Here is a 20,151-nt window from a genome sequence, read left to right as displayed (position 1 = left end):
ATGACCGCCACCGCGACGGCTCCTGGCACCGGTCCCGGGGGACGGCGCGGCCGGTCCGCAGGCGGCTCTTCGTCAGCGGACGCCGGCTTCCTTCATGTCTCTCAGTTCGCGTTTGAGTTCCTTGATCTCGTCGCGGAGGCGGGCGGCGAGTTCGAACTGGAGGTCGGTGGCGGCCTGGTGCATCTGGTCGGTCATCTGCTCGATCAGGGCCTCCATCTCCTCGCGGGGGCGTTCGCCGACCAGGTCGGCGGCGTGCCGGCCGGCTTCCCTCGTGCGGGAGGCCAGGCCGGGGACGGGGGCCTTGCCGCGGCTCTGCTGGCGGCCGGCGCCGCCGATCAGGGTCTCGGTGTCGGCGTCCTCGCGGGCCAGGGAGTCGAGGATGTCGGCGATCCGCTTGCGCAGCGCCGTGGGCTCGATGCCGTGCTCGGTGTTGTAGGCGACCTGCTTGGCGCGGCGGCGGTTGGTCTCCTCGATCGCCCGCTCCATGGACGGCGTCACCCTGTCGGCGTACATGTGGACCTGGCCGGAGACGTTGCGGGCGGCGCGGCCGATGGTCTGGATCAGGGAGGTCTCCGAGCGCAGGAAGCCCTCCTTGTCGGCGTCGAGGATGGCGACCAGGGACACCTCGGGCAGGTCGAGGCCCTCGCGCAGCAGGTTGATGCCGACCAGCACGTCGAACTCGCCGGCCCGCAGCTCGCGCAGCAGCTCGATGCGGCGCAGCGTGTCGACCTCGCTGTGCAGGTAGCGGACCTGGATGCCCAGCTCCAGCAGGTAGTCGGTGAGGTCCTCGGCCATCTTCTTGGTGAGGGTGGTGACCAGGACCCGCTCGTCCTTCTCGGTGCGCAGCCGGATCTCGTGGATGAGGTCGTCGATCTGGCCCTTGGTGGACTTGACGACGATCTCCGGGTCGACCAGGCCGGTGGGGCGGATGACCTGCTCGACGACGTCGCCGCCGACCCGGTTCAGCTCGTAGTTCCCGGGCGTGGCCGACAGGTAGACCGACTGGCCGATGCGCTCCAGGAACTCCTCCCACTTCAGCGGGCGGTTGTCGATCGCCGAGGGGAGCCGGAAGCCGTGCTCGACCAGCATCCGCTTCCGGGAGGCGTCGCCCTCGTACATCGCGCCGATCTGCGGGACGGTCTGGTGCGACTCGTCGATGACCAGCAGGAAGTCCTCGGGGAAGAAGTCCAGGAGGGTGTTGGGCGCCGACCCGGCCTCGCGGCCGTCGATGTGGCGCGAGTAGTTCTCGATGCCCGAGCAGGTGCCGACCTGGCGCATCATCTCGATGTCGTAGGTGGTGCGCATGCGCAGCCGCTGCGCCTCCAGCAGCTTGCCCCGCGCCTCCATGGTGGCGAGGGTCTCCTCCAGTTCGGCCTCGATGCCGCGGATCGCCCGCTCCATCCGCTCGGGGCCGGCGACGTAGTGGGAGGCGGGGAAGACGTAGAGCTCCTCGTCCTCGGTGATCACCTCGCCGGTGAGCGGGTGCAGGGTGGCCAGCTTCTCGATCTCGTCGCCGAACATCTCGATCCGGACGGCGAGCTCCTCGTACTGCGGGATGATCTCCACGGTGTCGCCGCGGACCCGGAAGGTGCCGCGGGTGAAGGCCAGGTCGTTGCGGGTGTACTGCATGCCGACCAGCTGCCGGAGCAGCTCGTCGCGTTCGATCTCCTGGCCGACGCGCAGCTGGACCATGCGGTCGACGTACTCCTGCGGGGTGCCCAGGCCGTAGATGCAGGAGACGGAGGCGACCACGACGGTGTCGCGGCGGGTCAGCAGCGAGTTGGTGGCCGAGTGCCGCAACCGGTCGACCTCGTCGTTGATCGAGGAGTCCTTCTCGATGTAGGTGTCGGTCTGCGGGATGTAGGCCTCGGGCTGGTAGTAGTCGTAGTAGGAGACGAAGTACTCGACGGCGTTGGCCGGCATCATCTCGCGCAGCTCGTTGGCGAACTGGGCGGCCAGCGTCTTGTTCGGCTGCATGACCAGCACGGGCCGCTGCAGCTTCTCCACCAGCCAGGCGATCGTGGCGGTCTTGCCGGTGCCGGTGGCGCCCAGCAGCACCGCGTCCTTGTCGCCGCGGCCGATCCGCTCGCCCAGCTCGGCGATGGCCTGCGGCTGGTCACCGGACGGCGTCATCTCGGTGACCACCTCGAACGGCGCCACCCGGCGCCGTAGATCCGTGATCGGCCGCATCCCTCGCCTCTTCCCTGCTCGAACCGGCGGGTCCGGGACGACCCGCTTCCCCCACTGTATGCAGGGGTAGTGACAATCTCGGCCGTCCCTTTATTTCCGCAGGTCAGCCGGGTCCGGGGCCGATCTTGCGGGTCAGGTGGCGGGCAGCGGCAGCCGGGCGCGGACGGCGAAGCCTCCGTGGGGATGCGGCCCGGCCTCGAAGGTGCCGCCCAGGCCGGTGACCCGCTCACGCAGCCCGAGCAGGCCGTTCCCCCCGCTGGGCAGCCCGTGCCCGGGGGCGCCACGGGGCGGCTCATTGCGGATCACGACCTCGACGGCCTCGGGGACCAGGCTCAGCGCGATCGCGGTGTCGGCGTCCCCGGCGTGCTTGTGGACGTTGGTCAGCGCCTCCTGAACCAGCCGGTACAGGGTGCGGCCGACGGTGGCGGGCATCGGCAGCTCCTCGCCCTCGACCGACAGGTCCACGCTGAGCCCCGCCGCGCTGGACTGCCCGATCAGCTCGCGGATCTCCGACAGGGTGGGCGAGCTCTGCGGCAGCGCCTCCTCGCCCTGCCGCAGCACGCCGATGACCTGGCGGAGCTCCTCCAGCGCCTGCCGGCCCATGTCGCCGATGACGGCGGCGGTCTCCGCGGCGCGGGCCGGGTCGCGGACGGCGATGGCCTTCAGGGCACCGGCGTGGACGACCATGACGCTGACCCGGTTGGCCACGACGTCGTGCATCTCGCGGGCGATCCGGGTGCGTTCCTCCGCGCGTGCCCGCTCGGCCAGGAGGTGCTGTTCGCGCTCCAGGCGTTCGGCACGTTCCTGCAGTGAGGCGAACAACTGCTTGCGGGTGCCCATGTAGAGGCCCAGCAGCACCGGGGGCGCGGTGAACGCGAACCCCACGGTCGCTTGCAAAATGAGCGACTCCTCCGACGCCGTGGGACCCGGGGCGATGAGGAACACGGCGTAGCCGGCAAGGGCGAGCGTGATGACCGTCCGCCGTGACGCGGCATAGGCGCCCAGCGAATAGAGCTGGACCAGCGCCGCGAAACCCCCGCCGCCCGTGACCGCGCTGAAGACGATCCCGAAAAGGGCCAGGCCCACGGGGTGGCGGCGCCGGACGATGAGGGCAAGGCCGAGGACGGCGCTGGCGGCCGAGACCTCCCATGGCGGCAGGTAGAAATCCTGTGGCACGAAGTACAGCCAGATGGCGTCGGACGCGCCCAGGCAGAGGGCCAGGGAGATGTCAAGGGCACGCGAGCGTCGTGTCGGCCACAGTGCCGACCACCAGCCCCGCACGGTCATGGACTGAGCTTATAGCGCTGGTAGGGATCTCCATGACGGGCCGTCACCAAAGGGCGCGAACCCTTGCGCGCAAGGGGATGGAGGCCCTTCCCGTAAGGTGGCCCCTCGCACGCACGCTGGTTACGATGACGACGCCGACAAGGACGGGGATTACGCCTACGATGACCCGCTTCGCCACCTGGGCCGGGAAGAACGCCGACGCCGTCATCGCCCTGGTCCTGGCCATCGTGGCCGCCGCGCTGGGCCTGGGCGTCCAGCTCCCCAACGAGGACGAGATCACCAACAGTGCGGTGCTGGCGGTGGTGGGCCTGCTCGCCACCTCGGTGCTGCGCGACCGGGCGCGCAGGACGCCGGTCGAGAACGAGATCAGGGACACGCTGCGGTCGTCGTCGGCCACGCTGGACGGGCTGAGCGAGAAGGTGGAACGGATCGACTCCTTCGAGGGCGTGGTGGCCGACACCAAGCGCGCGCTGGAGGAGACCTCGGTCGTGCAGGTCATCGGCGGCGCGCAGGTGGCGCAGGTGTTGGCGGAGGCCCGGCGCAGCACCGACCGCTGGTTCTTCAAAGGAGGGACCGGGACCTACATCAGGGCCAAGACGCTGCCCGAGTGCGTGGCCGCGGCGCGCCGGGAGAGGCGCACCCTGCTGTTCCGCATGGAGATCATCGATCCCGCCAACGTGACCGTGTGCGAGGACTATGCGCGGCACAGGCGGTCGGTGGCCGAGGGCACGGACGCCACGGGCGAGCCGTGGACGCTGGAGCGCACCCGCAAGGAGGCGTACGCGACCATCCTCGCGGCATGCTGGCACAAGCAGCGGTTCGGGATGCTCGACATCGACATCGGCCTGTCCCGGACGATGACGACGCTGCGGTACGACCTGTCGGCGTCCCGGGTGGTGGTGACCCGCGACGACCCGCGCGGCGAGGCGCTGGTGGTCGACAGCGGCAAGTTCTACTACGGCTGGGTCAGCGCGGAGCTGCAGACCAGCCTGGACCAGGCGCGGCGGGTGCCGGTGGAGCAGGCCCGGCTGGCGCCGCTGGACGACGAGCCGACCGTGGAGGAGGTGCGCAAGCTCTTCGATGTGATCAGGATCGAGCTGGCGTCCGAGTACACCGACCGGGACGTGATCGAGATCATCCGCAAGGCGCTGCGCGCCAAGGACCCCTACGAATAAGCCGACGACCGAGCCGACGACGGATGGCGGGACATGCGTTACGCCGACATCTACGGGGAGATCGCCGCGGGCACGGCGGCGACGACCGTTCCGCGGTGGGCGCGGCGGGTGCTCGGCGGCATCGCCGAGGGCCGCGTGTCCGTGGACGCGGTGCGGCATCCTTTGGGTTTCCTGTGCCTGCCGGTGGAACGGACCGGCGAACTGGGCGTCTGCCTGCACATCTGGTCCCCGGAGGTGGAGCCGGTCGCGGCGACGACCTCCGGGGTGCACTGCCATAGCTGGGAGCTGGTGAGCTTCGTGTTGTACGGCGAGGTGCGCAACACCCGCGCGCGTGTGGCCGATGTCCCCCCGTCCGGGGCGGACGGCGCCACGCACAGGGTCTTCGAGGTCGTCAGCAGAGGTGAGGTGGACGAGTTGAAGGCCACCGCTCGCACGGTCAGCTACGCGCCGGGCGACGTCGGCGCGCACGGCACCGGGGCCGTCTACACGCTGCCCGCGGGGGTGTTCCACAGCACCTGCATCGCGGGCGGCCCGGACGCGGCGACGGTGGCGCTGGGACGGCAGGACGAGAACGGCGGCAACCTGTCGCTGGGCCCGTTGGACGCCCCCTCGCACCAGATCCGCAGGATGCGCTGCGATCCCGATGAGGCGGCGAAGGCGGCGCGGCGCTCGGCCCGCCGTCTCGAAGCCGCCCACCGCGTCCTGCCCGACCCGGGCGGCGCGGCGGATCCGGATACGCTCGCGGGGTGCCGGCCGGAGCGTCCCCGATGAGCCCGCGCACCCCGGCGGCCGCGGTCGATCTGTCCGCCGCGCGGCGGGTGGCGGTGCGAGCCGCCGAGGAGGCCGGAGCGCTGCTGCGCGCTCGCATGGACGGGCCGTTGGACGTGCGGCTGAAGGATCCGGCCGGGGACGTGGTGACCGATCTGGACGTGGCCGCCGAGTCGCTGATCCTGCGCCGCCTGCGGGAGTCCTATCCCGGGCACCGGGTCATCGCCGAGGAGTCCGGCGTGACCGCGGGCGAGGGCGACGGCGGTGACGGCGGCCTGGTGTGGCTGGTGGACCCTCTGGACGGCACCAACAACGTCGCGATCGGGATGCCGGTGTACGCGGTGGGCCTGGCGTTGTGCGCCGGCTCGGTCCCGGTACTGGGCGTCGTGCACGACCCGGTGAGCGGGCGGACGTGGTCGGCGATCCGGGACGAGGGCGCGCAGGACCCGTCCGGTGCCCCGTTGGCGCTGAACGGGCGGATCCGCCCCGGCCGCAAGGAGAACCCCGTGTTCGCGTGGACGCAGGGGCACAAGGTGGGCCGCTGTGACCCGGTGGCCTTTCCCCTTAGGTCGATGCTGGAGGCCAGTAGCGGGCGCCTGCTGCAGTTGTGGGCGCCACTGGTGGCGTGGGTGATGCTGGCGCGAGGCGATATCGACGGCATCGTCGGCTACCGGCCGGAGGTGGTGGACCTTCCCGCCGGTGCGATCCTTGCGGCGGAGGCTGGGGCGGAGTTGCGGGCGCTCGACGGCTCCCCCTACGAACCGGGGATCGACCGTTCCCCCGACGAGCTCAGCTTCGTCGCCGCCCGTCCGGCGTTCTTGGACACCCTCCTGGAAACGACCGGAAAAGCGTCGCGCCTGGCCCGGGAGGCGGGCCCAGAAGGCGTACTGCGCGTCGCCTGGTAGCCGCACGGCCTGTCGAGGGGCACCCGGGCGTCAACCTGTGAGGAGCAGGGCTCCGGTCGAGGCGACGCATCCCAGCACGCCCAGAACGGCCCCGGTGAGGACGAACCTGCGCATGGGCACGGGCACGTTCCTGCGGCGGCACCACTCGAACCACAGCAGCGTGGCCAGCGACCCCCACGGGGTGATGACCGGTCCCACGTTGGTACCGATGAGAAGTGCCAGGAGCTGGTCGTGGTTGCCGGTGGGGACCACGGCCTCCCCCGCCACGTAGGCGGGAAGGTTGTTGAGCACGTTGGACAGGCCGGCCCCGGAGAAGACGGCGCGGAACGCTCCTCCCGTACCGTCCTCGCCTCCGATGAGCCCGCGCATCACCGTGTCGAGCCCGTACCGGCTCAACGTCGGCACCACCAGGAACAGCCCGGTGACGAAGACCAGCAGTTGCCAGGGGATGAGCGTGGGCCGCAGATGGGAGGAGTCGCGCACGGCGAAGGCGACCACTGCGATGACGGCCGAGACGCTTGCCGCTATGGCGATTTCCCAACCCGTCTCAGCCCCTGCCAGGACGGCCCCGATGAACACCAGGCAGGCCAAACCCGTCGCGGCGAACAACACCGGGTCTTGGATCGGCGTAGGCGCGGGCGGCTCGTACCGGTCGGCCCCACGCGCGCCACGCCGCCAGTAGAAGACCCATAGCAGCGCCATTGTGACGGCCAGGGAGGCCAGATGCGGCGCCCACATCCGTTCGGCGAACGCGGGTGTCTCCAGTGCCACGCGGTCGGAGGCCAGGAGGTTGGTCAGGTTGGACACCGGCAGCAGGAGGCTCGCGGTGTTGGCCAGCCACACGGTCGTCATGGCGAGCGGCAGAGCCGCGATACCGGTGCGTGCCGCCAGGGCGAGCATGACGGGGGTCAGCAGCACCGCGGTGGTGTCGAGGTTGAGAAAGACGGTCGTGAGGGACGCGAAGGCCACGCAGAGCAGGAACAGAGCGCCGTAGCCGCCGCGCCCGGCGCGCGCCACCCGTTCGGCGATGACGTCGAAGACGCCGGCCTCTTTGGTCAGCTCGGCCAGCACGATGACGGCGAACAGGAAGACCAGCATCGGCCCGATCCGCCGGACGCTGGCCTCGGCCTCGTGCGCGGGCAGCGCCCCGGAGGCGACGAAGAGCAGGCCGAGGAGCAGGAGCCCGACGCGGATCCAGTCCAGCACGCCCGCGGCGAGATACAGCCGGCGGAGGGTCTGGCCGATCGCTACCACGCGCGCCATGATCCCACAGCCCGCGCGCCGCCCGACGCGCCGTCCGGGGCGTGGGAGTCGTCCCCACAAGGATGACCCGGGGAGCGCGATACTAAGGCGTATGACTCCCCCCGGTGACCCCCTCAGGCAGGAGCGCCCGACCGACCTCTTCATCAGCTACTCGCCGGCCGACGAGCGCTGGGCGTCGTGGATCGCCTGGCAGTTGGAGGCCGCGGGGCACCGGACGATGATGCAGGCCTGGGATTTCGTGGCGGGGACGAACTTCATCGACTTCATGGACCGCGGGCTGTCGGAAGCCAAGGTCGTGGTGGCGGTGCTGTCGCGCAACTACCTGCGTTCGCGGTACGGCCGCCTGGAGTGGATGGCGGCGCTGCGGGCCGACCCGGACGACCCCGCCAACAAGCTGGTCACGGTCAGGGTCGAGGACTGCGACATCGACGGGCTCCTGTCCACCATCACCTACGTCGACCTGGTGGGGATCGAGGACGCCGACCAAGCGCGCGCGCTGCTGATGCGGCGCATCGAGGATGCGCTCGCAGGGCACGCGCGACCGTCGCACGGTCCGGGTTTCCCCGGCGGGGGCGGGTCATCCACCAGGCGGCCCGCGTTGCCCGGACGGGTCGAGCAGGTCGACGACCCTGCCCATGATGGGGAGCGTTCAGCACGGCTGCCCGAGCCCACCGGGGAGCGTCCTGTGCGCCGTGCGCCTGTGGTGGCGCCGGCCTTCCCCGCAGGGGCGGGTGCTGGGGAGGGGCCGCGCGAGACGCTGAGCGTGCTGCACGTGTCGGGGCCGCGCTTCGGCCGTACGCTCGCCGAGCCGGACGAGCCCACCACCGCCACGGAGTTGCAGAACCGCATCTGGAGCGAGGTGACGCTTCTGGCGGACGCGGGCGTGCCCCGGCCGGAGCTGCTGGTGGTCACGGGCAACCTGACGCATTCGGGAAGCCGCAAGGAGTTCACCGAGGCCCTGTCGTTCCTGACGAACCTGCGCGCGCTGCTGGGGTTGGAGGCGCAGCGTGTCGTGGTCGTGCCCGGCACCCATGACGTGACCCGTGCCGCGTGCCAGGCGTACTTCTCCAGTTGCGAGGCCGACGACATCGACCCCCAGCCCCCGTACTGGCCCAAGTGGCGGCATTTCTCGGGGCTGTTCAAGGAGTTCTACCAGGGCCTGGACTCGCTCATCTTCGACAGCGCCCAGCCGTGGACGCTCTTCCCCGTCCCGGACCTGAAGGTGGTGGTGGCGGGGTTCAACTCGACCTTGCCGCAGTCGCATCGCCCTGAGGACCGGTACGGGCAGGTAGGCCAAGCCCAGGCCGCATGGTTCACCGAACGGCTGCGCCATTTCGAGGGCGAAGGCTGGCTGCGGCTGGGGGCGCTGGAGCACGGCCTCATTCCCGGGGAGCCGGGGGTGCTGCGTGATGCCGACACCGTGGACTCCCTTCTCGGAGGGCATGTCAACCTGTTCTTCCAAGGGACGGAGTCGGAATTCGGCGCGATCCCGCTGATGCCGTCCGGAGTGCCGTCGGTGCCCGCTCTGGGGGCGGGCAGGCACCAGGTGCTCGTCCTGAAGCGCGACGGCCTGGAACGGTGGACCGCGCAGGACGCGGCGCGGCGCGGGCCCGAACGGCTGGACGCGACCTGGACGAAGGCCATTGGCACGTTCCCGGCCCCACCGCAGGAAACCGAGCCGGAACGCCCCGTAGGGCCGACCCCCGAGCTGGGGGAAGGCCCTTCCGGGAACGGGGGCGGTCCGGTCGATCCCGCGCCGGATCCCACGGAGCGCCTTCTCGACCGTATTTCCGAAGCGTGCGAGACCCGTTTCGAAAAGGCCAACATCCGCCGTATCGACGCCGATCCACCGCACCTCCTGCTCGCCCATATGGAGGACGGGTTCGTGCGCCAGTACCGCATAGGCGCGCACGTGGGGCAGGTGACGGAGGCCGATGTGGACGCCTTCGTACGGCACGTTCACGCCGACGGCGCCGACTACGGCTCGGAGCTGGTCTACCTGGGCCCGCCCCCGGCCCGTTCACTGCGCGAGGACGCACTGCGCCGCGGCATACGGGTGCGCAGCCTCACCGAGTTCCAGGGCCTTCTCGACCTGTCGGAATACGTGGCGAGCCAGACCTCGCGCATGGCCGCCGGGGGCCTGTACCCGCCTTCGCTCTACGTCCCGCAGCGGTTCCGGGAGCTGGACCGCATGACCGCCCCCCGCTCCCCCGGCGACGAACCCGGTCCCTTGGACGAGTCCGGCGAGCCTGAAACGCCCCAGGACTCGGACGTGCACGAGGACGTCGTCGGCAAGATGCTGCGCCTGCTGGCCGCCGACCATGGGCGCTTCCTGCTGCTGTTGGGCGACTTCGGGCGCGGCAAGACGTTCGCCCTGCGGGAGCTGGCCCGCCGCATCCCGGCCGAGCTGCCGCACGTCATCCCCATCCTCATCGAGCTGCGCGCGCTCGACAAGGCGCACTCGGTGGACGGGCTGGTCGCCGCGCACCTGGCCAACCACGGCGAAGAGCTGATCGACCTCAAGGCGTTCCACTACATGCTGCGGCAGGGCCGCATCGTGCTGCTGTTCGACGGGTTCGACGAGCTGGTCACCCGGGTCACCTACGACCAGGCGGCCGACCACCTGGACACGCTGCTGCAGGCGGCGCAGGACAAGGCGAAGATCGTGGTGGCCAGCCGTACGCAGCACTTCAAGTCCCAGGCGCAGGTGCTGACGGCGCTGGGCGAGAAGGTGGGCGTGCTCCCGCACCGCCGCGTCCTGGGCCTGGAGGACTTCACGCCGTCGCAGGTGCGTTCGTACCTGGTCGGCCGGTACGGGAACGAGGAGGCCGCCGAGGAGCGGTTGCGCGCGCTGGAGAGCATCGGGGAACTGCTGGGCCTGACCAGTAATCCGCGGATGCTCAGTTTCATCGCCGACCTGCCCGAGGAGCGTCTGCGGGCCGTCGCTCAAGCGCGCGCGACGGTGAGCCCGGCCGACCTCTACGAGGAGATCCTGTCGTCCTGGCTCGCCTATGAGGCCGAACGCGTCCGCAGTACGGGCGGGCCCTCCGGCCTGACGGCCGACGACATGTGGAAGGCGGTCGGTACTCTCGCGCTACGCCTGTGGGAGAGCAACGAGGAGTACCTGAGGCTGGCCGAGCTCGCCGACGTCGCCGGCACGCTGAGCGACCTCGCCGACGGGCGCATGTCGTCGCACCAGGTGACGCATGCGATGGGCGCGGGGAGCCTGCTGGTCCGTACCGAAGACGGTCTGTTCGGGTTCATCCACGGCTCGGTGATGGAGTGGCTGGTGGCACGGCACATCGCCGCGCAGTTCGCCGAGGGCCGCACTCCGGGGCCGCTGACCCATCGCGCGCTGTCCCAGCTCACCGTCGACTTCCTGTGCGACCTGGCCGACACCCGGGCCTGCCAGGAGTGGGTCGCGCAGGTGCTGGCCGATCCGGCGGCCGACGACGTCGCCCGCGCCAACGCCATCAAGATCACGACCCGGTTGCGCACGCCCGCGCGCACCGACCTGCGCGGCGCCCGGCTGCAGGGCGAGGACCTGTCCTACCGCGACCTGCAAGAGGTCGACCTCACCGGCGCCGACCTCACCGACGCGCAACTGGTCGGCGCCAACCTGTCGCGGGCTGTGCTGCGCGACGCCTCGCTGGCGGGGGCGCGGCTGGACGAGGCGCGGCTGACGGGCGCCGACCTGCGCGGCGCCGACCTGTCCCGGGCCCGGCTGGCCCGCGCCGACCTGCGGGACGCCGAACTGGAAGGGAGCCGCTGGACGAGGGCCGCGCTCATCGCCGCCACGCTCCCCGACCGCATCGCCCACGCCCCGGAGCTGCGCGAGGCCGCCATCGCCCCGGGACGCCCGATCGACATCCAGGTGACCCCAGCGGCCATCGGCGTACCGTACGGGTTCCATTTCCAGACCAGCAGACTCCCCCAGCCGCTCGCCTACAGCCCCGGCGGGTCGGTCCTGGCGGTCGGAGGCGAGGACGGCGGCGTCATCATCTGCGACGCCGTCACCGGCACTCCCCTACGGACGCTCCAAGGCCACCGCGACCGCGCCTACGCGGTGGCGTTCGACGCACGGGGCAACATGCTCGCCACAGGCGCCGCGGACGGAACGGTCCGCCTGTGGGATCTGGCTACGGGACGCAGCGCGCACACGCTCACCGTCCACCCCGAAGGCGTCTGGCCCGTCGTCGTGGGGCCGGGCCCCGATCCCCTCATCGCGGCAGGGGCGGCGGACGGCACGATCCGCATCTGGGACTCCGCGACCGGCGACCTGCGCCACGAACTGGCCGGCCACACCGCCCCCGTGTACACGGCGGTCTTCGACCCTGGCGCGTCCCTCATGGTGACGGGCGACGCGAGCGGAACGCTACGCGTATGGGACCTGACGACCGGCGACCTGCACCGCACCCTAACCGGGCACAGCGGCGCGGTGTTCCGCGCCGTGTTCCACCCTGACGGATCGTTCCTGGCGGCCGGCGACGAGGCGGGCGTCGTACGGCTGTGGGACATCCGCACGGGCGAGATCCGCGAAGAGCTGCTCGGCCACACCGGACGCGTCTACGCCATCGCCTTCCACCCCGAAGGCCGCCTGATGGTCACCGGCGACACCGACGGCTCCGTCCGGCTGTGGGAGGACGCGCGCCACAAGCTGACCCTGCCGGGCCACGGCGGCGCCATCTACCAGGCGTCCTTCAGCCCCGACGGCGGCCGCCTGGCCACCGCCGACAGCGCCGGCGCGGTACGGCTGTGGGACCCCGGGACGGGACGGCAGCGGCTGGAGCTGGCCGGGCACCGCGGCGCGGTGTGGCCGTTCGCCTTCCGCCCCGACGGCGCCCAGCTGGCCACCAGCAGCAACGACGGCACCGCCCGGCTGTGGGACGCCGAGACCGGGCAGTGCCGCACCGTCCTGCGCGGCCACGGCAGGCGAGCCACCTGCGCGGTCTTCAGCCCCGAGGGCGGCCTGCTGGCCACCAGCGGCAACGACGGCCTCGTCCGCCTCTGGGAGCCGCGCACCGGCCGCCTGGTGCGCGAGCTGCGCGGCGTCGCCGACAACCTCACCTCCGCCGCGTTCAACCCCGCCGGGGCCCAGCTCGCCACCGCCACCAACGACGGCGGCGTGCACCTGTGGCAGGCCGGCACCGGCACGTTCGAACGCGAGCTGAACGTCGAGACCGACCACGTGTGGGCGCAGGCATTCAGCCCGGACGGGGACGTGCTGGCCACCGCCAACGACGACGACAGCGTGCGGCTGTGGTACTGGACCACCGGCCGCGAGATCGTCAATCTCGCCGACCACCGCGGCCGGGTCCGCTCCATCGACTTCAGCCCCGACGGCGGCCGGGTCGCCACCGGCTGCGACGACGGCCTGGTACGCATCTGGGACGCCCGGAACGGCACGTTGCACAGCGAACTGCGCGGCCACACCGACCGGGTGTACCGGGTGACGTTCGCCCCTTCCGGCGACGTCCTGGCCAGCGCGAGCAACGACGGCACCGCCCGCTTGTGGGACGTCTCCTCCGGCACCACCCTGCACTCCCTCACGCGCCATGCCGGGCGCCTGTGGACGTGCGCGTTCAGCCCGGACGGCACCCTGCTCGCCACGGCGGGCGACGACCTGGTCGTCCGGCTGTGGAACGCCCGCACGGGCCACCACCTGCACACCCTGCCCGGCCACACACGGCGGGTCTGGTCTGTGGAGTTCAGCCCGGACGGGACACTGCTCGCAAGCGCCGGCGACGATGGAACGGTCGTCCTCTGGAACGTCAATGGGCAGACCGCCCCGACCCATCGCGCGACCCTTCTCGGCCTCTCCGAAGGGTGGGCCGCCATCTCCCCCGAAGGCCGATACAAGCGGGAGGGGAACACGGCAGGGGAATTCTGGTACGCCATAGGAATGTGCCGCTTCGAGCCAGGCGAACTGGACGCCCACCTACAGGATGTGCGCCAGATCCCCCTGGACGCCGATTTCTAGAACACGCAGTGGGCGACGGTCGCGTCGTCGTGCGGCTTGCTCCGCGGCCAGCGCATGGCCCGCGGGTCGGTGCGCTCGGCCTCCCGCGTACGGGCGATCAGCGCGGTCGGCCCCTGCTTCTCGACCGTCTGCGCCAGCCCGCGCCAGTCGGCCAGTCCGAACAGGTCGGCCAGCCGGGTCGCGCCGTCGGTCATCAGATAGGCGCCCCGCAGGCCGTCCAGCGGCACCGTGCCGGTGATCGCGTACTGCGCCGCACCCGGATCCGCCGCGGCGTAGTACGGGCCGCCAGTGATCTCTTGAAGCCCGTCTGGGCCGTCCAGCAGCAGCGTCGAGTCGGCCAGGACGAGGTAGTCGACGAGATCGCCGCGCACCCGCAGCGCCAGCACGGTCGCGGCGGGCGTCGTCCGGTACCCCAGATCGCACGTCGCCCGATGCGACGCCGCCACATCCGCGATGGCCCCCGCCAGGCGCCCCACCAGAGGCCGCTCATCCGGCCGGTGCACGCCTTCCGGGGGCCCGACCGGGGGTCGGGCCTGGGGCGCGTCTCCCAGGCCGTCCACGAGCCTTGAGAGCAGCCGCGTGCCGAGCGAGCGGGCGTACCAGGCGGTGCCGTGCGCGCAGCCGAGATCGGTCCCCAGCGGCAGCCCGCACCCGTCCAGGACCACAACGGCTCCCGGCGCCGCCGCCACGAAGTCCTCGTTCCCCCGCCGAGGATCTCCCAACTCGGTAGCCCAAGCCACCCGCATCCCGACCTCCACGCAGTCTCGCCCTCAAACCACCATCATCCCCGACACGCCCATGCTCGCCGCGGACCCACCGTCGAGGTGACCGAGGTGAAGCCTCCCGTACCGCAGGCAGGTGAGCTGCTGGTGAAGGTGGCCGCGTCGTCGGTCAACGGGTTCGACCTGGGCGCCGCGGGCGCCGGCACCCTCGGCAAGATCGCGGTCACCGTCGCCACCACCGCCTGACCGGCCCCACCGGCCACGAAAGGATCGCTGTGACCAGCATCGCCATCGTCGGAGCCGGCCCCCAGCTGGGCCTGGCCATTGCCCGCACCTTCGGCTCGCACGGCTTCGACTCGCTCTGATCTCCCGCAACCGCGCCAAACTCGACGGCCTCGCCGGCCGGCTCACCGCCGAGGGCATCACCGCCGCCGCGTTCCCCGCGGACGTGCTCGACCGCGACGCGCTCACCCAGGCGCTCAAGGACGCCGCCGCGCAGTTCGGCGGGATCGACGTCCTGTTTACCGCTCTGGTGTTGCTTCAGCGGTTTCGGCGCGGTGGGTGAGGTCTTCCCAAAGGGTGTCGACCTGGGACTTCAGGTCGTCCAGGGAGCCGGAGTTGTCGATGACGCGGTCGGCGATCGCGCGGCGGTCCGCGCGGGACGCCTGGGCGGCGATCCGGGAGCGGGCGTCCTCCTCGGTCATGCCGCGCCGGGACGTCAGCCGCTCCAGCTGGGTCTCGACCGGGGCGTCCACGACCACGACCACGTCGTACATCTCGCCCAGGCCGTTCTCGGCCAGCAGCGGCACGTCGAAGACGACGACGGCGTCCCCGGGCGCGGCCTCCATCAGCTCCCGTGTCCGCTCCCCCACCAGCGGGTGGACGATCCCGTTCAGCGCCGTCAGCCGCTGGGGGTCGGCGAAGACGATCGAGCCGACCTTGGGACGGTCCAGCCCGCCGTCGGGCAGCAGGACCTCCTCGCCGAACTCGGCCACGACGGCGGCCAGGCCGGGCGTCCCGGGCTCGACCACCTCGCGCGCGATCCGGTCGGCGTCGATGACCACGGCGCCGTGCCCGCGCAGCCGCGACGACACCTCGCTCTTGCCCGACCCGATGCCACCGGTAAGTCCCACTTTCAGCACGGGCACAACAGTAGCGGCGGCGGAGGGTCAGCCTTCGGCCGGGGGCGCGAGGGCCTTGCGCATGTGCACGAGGGTGAGATGGGCCGCGACCCGTTCCCGATGGGTCTCCTTGTAACCCAGCCGCCGGTAGAGCCGGAGGTCGTCCTCGCCCAGGTGGCCGGTGAACAGCACGCACGCGTCGGCGCGGTCCGCGACCTCGTCCTCGAGCGCCCGCATGAGCCGCTCCCCGATGCCGCGGCCCTGCATGTCGGGCGCCACCACCAGGCGGCCCACCAGGCAGGTGTGGTCGCTGAACCGGGCGCGGACGGCGCCCACCAGGCGCCGTCCCGCCATTGCTTTGAGCACCACCGCGTCACCCGCCAGCACCTTGCGCACCTGGTCGAACGACTCGACCAGCGGCGGGATGAACGGGTCGCCGTAGAGCTGGGCCTCGGTCACGTGCGCCGCGCGCTGCACGGTCAGGATCTCGCCCGCGTCGTCGGGGCCGGCCCGCTCGATCGAGACCTCCGGTCCGCTCACCGCCCGATCCGGACGGTCACCGTGACCGGATAGTGGTCGGACGCCGGCGTCCGCGGCACGTCGTAGTCGCCGAACAGCAGATCGTCGGTGCCGAAGATCCAGTCGACCCGGCGGCCGTCCCCGGTGGTCGGCGACGGGTCCCCGCTCGGCGCGGCGCTGCGCAGCTCGGTGCCGTCCAGCATCCGCGAGATCTCCGCGCTGCCCGGCTCGGCGTTGAAGTCGCCGGCGATGATCGTCCGGGGCGCGCCGCCCCAGGCCCGCAGCAGCCCCGCGACCTCCCGGGCGCGCTCGTCCCCCTGGTCGGAACCGCCCTCCAGGTGCGTCGACCACACGTCCAGCGTCTTCGCACCGACCCGGACACGCGCCCACACGTAGCCGCGGATCTGCGACCAGTCGCCCTTGGGCATGCGGCCCGTCCCCGACCGCTCCACCGGCAGCGAGGTCAGGATCGCGTTGCCGAACTGCCCGTCGGCGGCCGGCCCCCACAGCAGCTTCATCCCGAGCCGCCGCGACAGCCACACCCCCACGTCGGTCGTCCCGGACAGCAGCGAGCCGCGCCCGGCCTCCTGCAGCAGCACCACGTCCGGGCGCTGCGCCTCGATCGTCGACGCGATCGCCTCCGGGTTCAGGCGCCCGGTCGGGCCCACGGCGTCGTGGACGTTGTAGCTGACCACCCGGATCCGGCCGTTCGCCGGGGCCGCCTTGGCCTCGCCGTCCGGCCCGGCCACGGTGAAGACCGCCGTGCCGAGCAGCAGGGCCAGCGCGGCGGCGCCCGCCGTCAGCGCCCGCAGCGGCGCCCGGGCCGGCAGCGGCCCGCCCCGGGCGGCGGCGATCGCGGCCAGCGCGCCGAGCAGCACGCCCGCCAGGCCGGGCAGCAGGTTGTTCGGGAACGGCAGCGGCTCCATCGCGCTCACCTGGTACGACACCAGGATCAGCCCGACCAGCAGGCCGCCGGTCGCGGCGCCCACGTCGACCCGCCACACCGGCCCGCCGGCCCCCGCCCGGCGCAGCGGAGCCCGGCACGCCACCGCCAGCAGCCACGCCGACAGCACCTGGCCGACGATCACGACCGGGACGACCTCGATGCCGGCGACCGCGTACGTTCCGGCGATCGCCCCGGCGCCCACGCCCAGCAGCGTCCCGCCCAGCACGCACACACCGCCGGGCACCGCCCGCACCGCCAGCCCGGACGCCAGGAACGCCAGCGCCAGCCCCTGCCCGATCACGATCACCACGTGCGCGCCGGTGAGCGACTGCCAGCCGGAAGACGCCACGAACGCCGGACTGGACAGCACCAGCACCTGCAACGCCAGGAACGGCCCGAACGCGGCCGCGCCGAACGCGTCCCGCCACGAGACCCCCGGCGGCGCCACCGCCCCCGAGGACAGCTCCCGGTACAGGGCCGCGGCGCCCAGGCCGACGAACAGCAGGCAGGCCAGCCACGGGGCGATCCCCGAGCGCCACGAGGCGTCCCACGTCGCGAACGCCATCCGCACCGCGCCGTCGATCGACAGGCCCGCGACCGTGGCGGTGGCGAAGCCCACACCCGACAGGCCGCGGGCGCCCTCGTACAGCGCGCCCACCGCGATCATGCCGACGGCGGTGCCCACGAGCGCCAGCCAGGTCTGCGGGGTCAGCGCCTGCGCCAGCAGCCGGACGGCCAGCAGCCCGCCGACCCCGGCCAGCAGCAGGCCGCGCGGCCCGGCGGCGCGCCGGATCAGCGGGCCGGTCAGACCCGCGAGATAGACCGCCAGCAGCACGGCGCCCGCGACAGCGGTGCCCGCTTGGTCGGCGAAGTGGTCGTACTGGGGCAGCGCGAAGCGCAGGGTCTGCGCGAGCACCGCCACCGTGACCGCGATCAGCGCGAGCCGCGCCGGCCCCTGCGGGACGATGGGCGGCCCGGCCGGTTCGCCGGTCCTGCTGCTTATTCCTGTGCTGGTATCTGTGCTGGCCAATTGAACGGATGCTCCCGGGGACGAGCGGAACGAGCGAGCCGACCCAATGATCGCGCGTACCGGGCGGCGAGACGAGCGTCGGGGCCGCGCGTCGCGCAACCTCCCAGAACTCACGCCAGGTCCGGACAAACCTCCCGGACCGTACCGCAGACCGTGCGGACGCACGGCCCCGGCGGGTCCATGGCGGCTCTGGATCGGCTCTGGAGCGGTCCTGGACAGGCTCCAGGCCCCAGCCCCGTCCCAGAGCCTAGAGCCCGGACGGCCCCGGCGCGGCACGATCTCCCCGAACACGCGCGACACGCGTCGCGGCGGCCGACTGGAACCCGCCCGGCCGTCGTCGATCATTCACCGTCACACGAGCGAGCCGGTAGCGAACGCAGCGCGCCGTGGCCGGGAACACACCCGTGCGGGCGTGCCGCCCATCTGATCATCAGCCTCGTGCCCGCGACGTCAGAACAGCGGTCGCCGACCCGGCCGGACTCGCCGCCGGCGATCATCGCCCTGCGCCCCGCGGTCGCGGAACCGGCCTACGGGGCGAACGCATCGCGACGCGCGGTTCGGCGGTGGGCCCTCTCGGTGGTCGGGTGGCGCAAACAGCGGTCGCGCGCCGTCCCTCATGGGACGGCGCGCGACCGTGAAGGCGTGCGCCTCAGTGCTGACCGCGCCCGGGGGCGGTCACCGCCGGGCGGCGGTCCGGATCACTGACCGCCGGACAGCTTCTCGCGGAGCGCGGCCAAGGCCTCGTCGGTGGCCAGGGCCCCGCCGGAGGTCTCCTCGCCGCCGCCGCCAGAGTAGGAGGTCTCGCCGGACGGGGCGGTGGTGTCGGCCTCCGCCTCGGCCTTGCGGGCCTCCTCGATCTGCTTGCGGTGGGCGTCGAAGCGGGACCGGGCCTCGGCGTACTGCCGCTCCCAGGTCTCGCGCTGGGTGTCGTAGCCCTCGAGCCACTCGCCGGTCTCGGAGTCGAAGCCCTCGGGGTACTTGTAGTTCCCCTGCTCGTCGTACTCGGCGGGCATGCCGTAGAGCGTCGGGTCGAAGTCCTCTTCCTCGATGCCCGCGGCGCTCTCGTTGGCCTGCTTGAGCGACAGGCTGATCCGGCGCCGGTCGAGGTCGATGTCGATGATCTTCACGAAGATCTCGTCGCCGACCTGGACGACCTGCTCGGGGATCTCCACGTGGCGCTCGGCCAGCTCGGAGATGTGCACCAGGCCCTCGATGCCCTCCTCGACCCGGACGAACGCGCCGAACGGCACCAGCTTGGTGACGCGGCCCGGCACGACCTGGCCGATCTGGTGGGTGCGGGCGAACTGCTGCCACGGGTCTTCCTGGGTCGCCTTGAGCGACAGCGAGACCCGCTCGCGCTCCATGTCGACGTCCAGGACCTCGACGGTGACCTCCTGGCCGACCTCGACGACCTCGGAGGGGTGGTCGATGTGCTTCCAGGACAGCTCGGAGACGTGCACCAGGCCGTCCACGCCGCCAAGGTCGACGAACGCGCCGAAGTTGACGATCGAGGAGACGACGCCCTTGCGGACCTGGCCCTTCTGCAGGGTGTTGAGGAAGGTCTGGCGGACCTCGCTCTGCGTCTGCTCCAGCCAGGCGCGGCGGGACAGCACCACGTTGTTGCGGTTCTTGTCCAGCTCGATGATCTTGGCCTCGAGCTCGCGGCCGACGTACGGCTGCAGGTCGCGCACCCGGCGCATCTCCACCAGCGAGGCGGGCAGGAAGCCGCGCAGGCCGATGTCGAGGATGAGGCCGCCCTTGACGACCTCGATGACCGTGCCGGTGACGATGCCGTCCTCGTCCTTGATCTTCTCGATCGTGCCCCAGGCGCGCTCGTACTGGGCGCGCTTCTTGGACAGGATCAGCCGACCCTCCTTGTCCTCCTTCTGGAGGACCAGGGCTTCGACGTGATCGCCGACGGTCACGACCTCGTTCGGGTCGACGTCGTGCTTGATGGACAGCTCGCGCGAGGGGATGACGCCCTCGGTCTTGTAGCCGATGTCGAGGAGGACCTCGTCACGATCGACCTTGACGACAGTGCCTTCTACAATGTCGCCGTCGTTGAAGTACTTGATGGTCTCGTCGATCGCTGCGAGGAAGGCTTCCTCGGACCCGATGTCGTTGACCGCTACCTGCGGGGTGGTCGAGGTTGCCTCGGTGCTGCTCGTCATGTGTCGGCTGGCTCCGGATACGGACATGCGTAGTTGCCTGTACTGCGCGGAGGGCCGTTATCCGCCCTGCCGAA

Annotated in this window: 13 protein-coding genes; 5 read left to right on the top strand and 8 right to left on the bottom strand. The window is 71.8% G+C overall.

What is annotated here, in order from left to right; translation table 11 throughout:
• Positions 1-72 precede the first annotated feature (72 nt).
• Together uvrB and ABD340_RS08025 are read right to left on the bottom strand one after the other, a co-directional pair.
• On the bottom strand, positions 73-2,190 hold the full coding sequence (gene uvrB, locus ABD340_RS08030; RefSeq protein ID WP_344587954.1) for an excinuclease ABC subunit UvrB: 2,118 nt from the start codon (positions 2,188-2,190) through the stop codon (positions 73-75).
• A gap of 132 nt (positions 2,191-2,322) precedes the next feature.
• The gene (locus ABD340_RS08025; protein ID WP_344587953.1) at positions 2,323-3,477 is read right to left on the bottom strand and encodes a sensor histidine kinase; all 1,155 of its coding nucleotides are present in this window, start codon (positions 3,475-3,477) and stop codon (positions 2,323-2,325) included.
• Between the two features lie 161 nt (positions 3,478-3,638).
• Between ABD340_RS08025 and ABD340_RS08020 the strand changes: the two genes are divergently transcribed.
• Genes ABD340_RS08020 through ABD340_RS08010 form a run of 3 tightly spaced genes read left to right on the top strand, consistent with a single transcriptional unit; the run spans position 3,639 to position 6,325 of the window.
• A complete protein-coding gene (locus tag ABD340_RS08020; RefSeq protein WP_344587951.1) occupies positions 3,639-4,652 on the top strand; it encodes a hypothetical protein in 1,014 nt (337 codons plus the stop codon).
• Positions 4,653-4,685: 33 nt separating this feature from the next.
• Complete coding sequence (locus tag ABD340_RS08015; RefSeq protein ID WP_344587950.1) at positions 4,686-5,423, top strand: hypothetical protein; 738 nt, start codon at positions 4,686-4,688, stop codon at positions 5,421-5,423.
• Positions 5,420-6,325, top strand: coding sequence for an inositol monophosphatase family protein (locus ABD340_RS08010; RefSeq protein ID WP_344587949.1), 906 nt, complete (start codon positions 5,420-5,422; stop codon positions 6,323-6,325). Before ABD340_RS08015 ends, ABD340_RS08010 begins: the two co-directional genes overlap by 4 nt.
• A gap of 30 nt (positions 6,326-6,355) precedes the next feature.
• Here ABD340_RS08010 and ABD340_RS08005 read toward each other — a convergent pair whose 3' ends face one another.
• Positions 6,356-7,588 (bottom strand): ArsB/NhaD family transporter, encoded by a 1,233-nt coding sequence (locus ABD340_RS08005; RefSeq protein ID WP_344587948.1) that lies wholly within the window; start codon positions 7,586-7,588, stop codon positions 6,356-6,358.
• 91 nt (positions 7,589-7,679) lie between these two features.
• Between ABD340_RS08005 and ABD340_RS08000 the strand changes: the two genes are divergently transcribed.
• Positions 7,680-13,568 (top strand): WD40 domain-containing protein, encoded by a 5,889-nt coding sequence (locus ABD340_RS08000; RefSeq protein ID WP_344587947.1) that lies wholly within the window; start codon positions 7,680-7,682, stop codon positions 13,566-13,568.
• Here the strand turns inward: ABD340_RS08000 and ABD340_RS07995 are convergent.
• Positions 13,565-14,257, bottom strand: a complete 693-nt coding sequence (locus ABD340_RS07995) for a hypothetical protein (RefSeq protein ID WP_344587946.1) — start codon at positions 14,255-14,257, stop codon at positions 13,565-13,567. The two genes, ABD340_RS08000 and ABD340_RS07995, sit on opposite strands and share 4 nt — an antisense overlap.
• Positions 14,258-14,401: 144 nt before the next feature.
• On the opposite strand from ABD340_RS07995, the gene ABD340_RS07990 reads away from it, so the two are divergent.
• On the top strand, positions 14,402-14,536 hold the full coding sequence (locus ABD340_RS07990) for a hypothetical protein (protein WP_344587945.1): 135 nt from the start codon (positions 14,402-14,404) through the stop codon (positions 14,534-14,536).
• Positions 14,537-14,811: 275 nt separating this feature from the next.
• Here ABD340_RS07990 and coaE read toward each other — a convergent pair whose 3' ends face one another.
• The 4 genes from coaE to rpsA form a co-directional block, all read right to left on the bottom strand.
• Positions 14,812-15,432 (bottom strand): dephospho-CoA kinase, encoded by a 621-nt coding sequence (gene coaE / locus ABD340_RS07985; protein WP_344587944.1) that lies wholly within the window; start codon positions 15,430-15,432, stop codon positions 14,812-14,814.
• 27 nt (positions 15,433-15,459) lie between these two features.
• Entirely contained in the window at positions 15,460-15,951 is a 492-nt protein-coding gene (locus ABD340_RS07980; RefSeq protein WP_344587943.1) for a GNAT family N-acetyltransferase, read from the bottom strand.
• The gene (locus ABD340_RS07975) at positions 15,948-17,906 is read right to left on the bottom strand and encodes an endonuclease/exonuclease/phosphatase family protein (protein ID WP_344587942.1); all 1,959 of its coding nucleotides are present in this window, start codon (positions 17,904-17,906) and stop codon (positions 15,948-15,950) included. The genes ABD340_RS07980 and ABD340_RS07975 overlap by 4 nt, the downstream gene beginning before the upstream one ends.
• Before the next feature lie 698 nt (positions 17,907-18,604).
• Positions 18,605-20,077 (bottom strand): 30S ribosomal protein S1, encoded by a 1,473-nt coding sequence (gene rpsA / locus ABD340_RS07970; protein ID WP_344587941.1) that lies wholly within the window; start codon positions 20,075-20,077, stop codon positions 18,605-18,607.
• Positions 20,078-20,151: the final 74 nt, after the last annotated feature.

The sequence above is a fragment of the Actinomadura vinacea genome (genome assembly GCF_039532545.1).
Classification (GTDB): domain Bacteria; phylum Actinomycetota; class Actinomycetes; order Streptosporangiales; family Streptosporangiaceae; genus Spirillospora; species Spirillospora vinacea.
The sequence above is the reverse complement of the archived record's forward strand: the minus strand, read 5'-3'. Positions and strand labels throughout refer to the sequence as shown.

Excerpts from the sequence above, each read along its gene's own strand:
- uvrB (WP_344587954.1), bottom strand. The coding sequence starts at position 2,190 with ATGCGGCCGATCACGGATCTACGGCGCCGGGTGGCGCCGTTCGAGGTG.
- ABD340_RS08025 (WP_344587953.1), bottom strand. The coding sequence starts at position 3,477 with ATGACCGTGCGGGGCTGGTGGTCGGCACTGTGGCCGACACGACGCTCG.
- ABD340_RS08020 (WP_344587951.1), top strand. The coding sequence starts at position 3,639 with ATGACCCGCTTCGCCACCTGGGCCGGGAAGAACGCCGACGCCGTCATC.
- ABD340_RS08015 (WP_344587950.1), top strand. The coding sequence starts at position 4,686 with ATGCGTTACGCCGACATCTACGGGGAGATCGCCGCGGGCACGGCGGCG.
- ABD340_RS08010 (WP_344587949.1), top strand. The coding sequence starts at position 5,420 with ATGAGCCCGCGCACCCCGGCGGCCGCGGTCGATCTGTCCGCCGCGCGG.
- ABD340_RS08005 (WP_344587948.1), bottom strand. The coding sequence starts at position 7,588 with ATGGCGCGCGTGGTAGCGATCGGCCAGACCCTCCGCCGGCTGTATCTC.
- ABD340_RS08000 (WP_344587947.1), top strand. The coding sequence starts at position 7,680 with ATGACTCCCCCCGGTGACCCCCTCAGGCAGGAGCGCCCGACCGACCTC.
- rpsA (WP_344587941.1), bottom strand. The coding sequence starts at position 20,077 with ATGACGAGCAGCACCGAGGCAACCTCGACCACCCCGCAGGTAGCGGTC.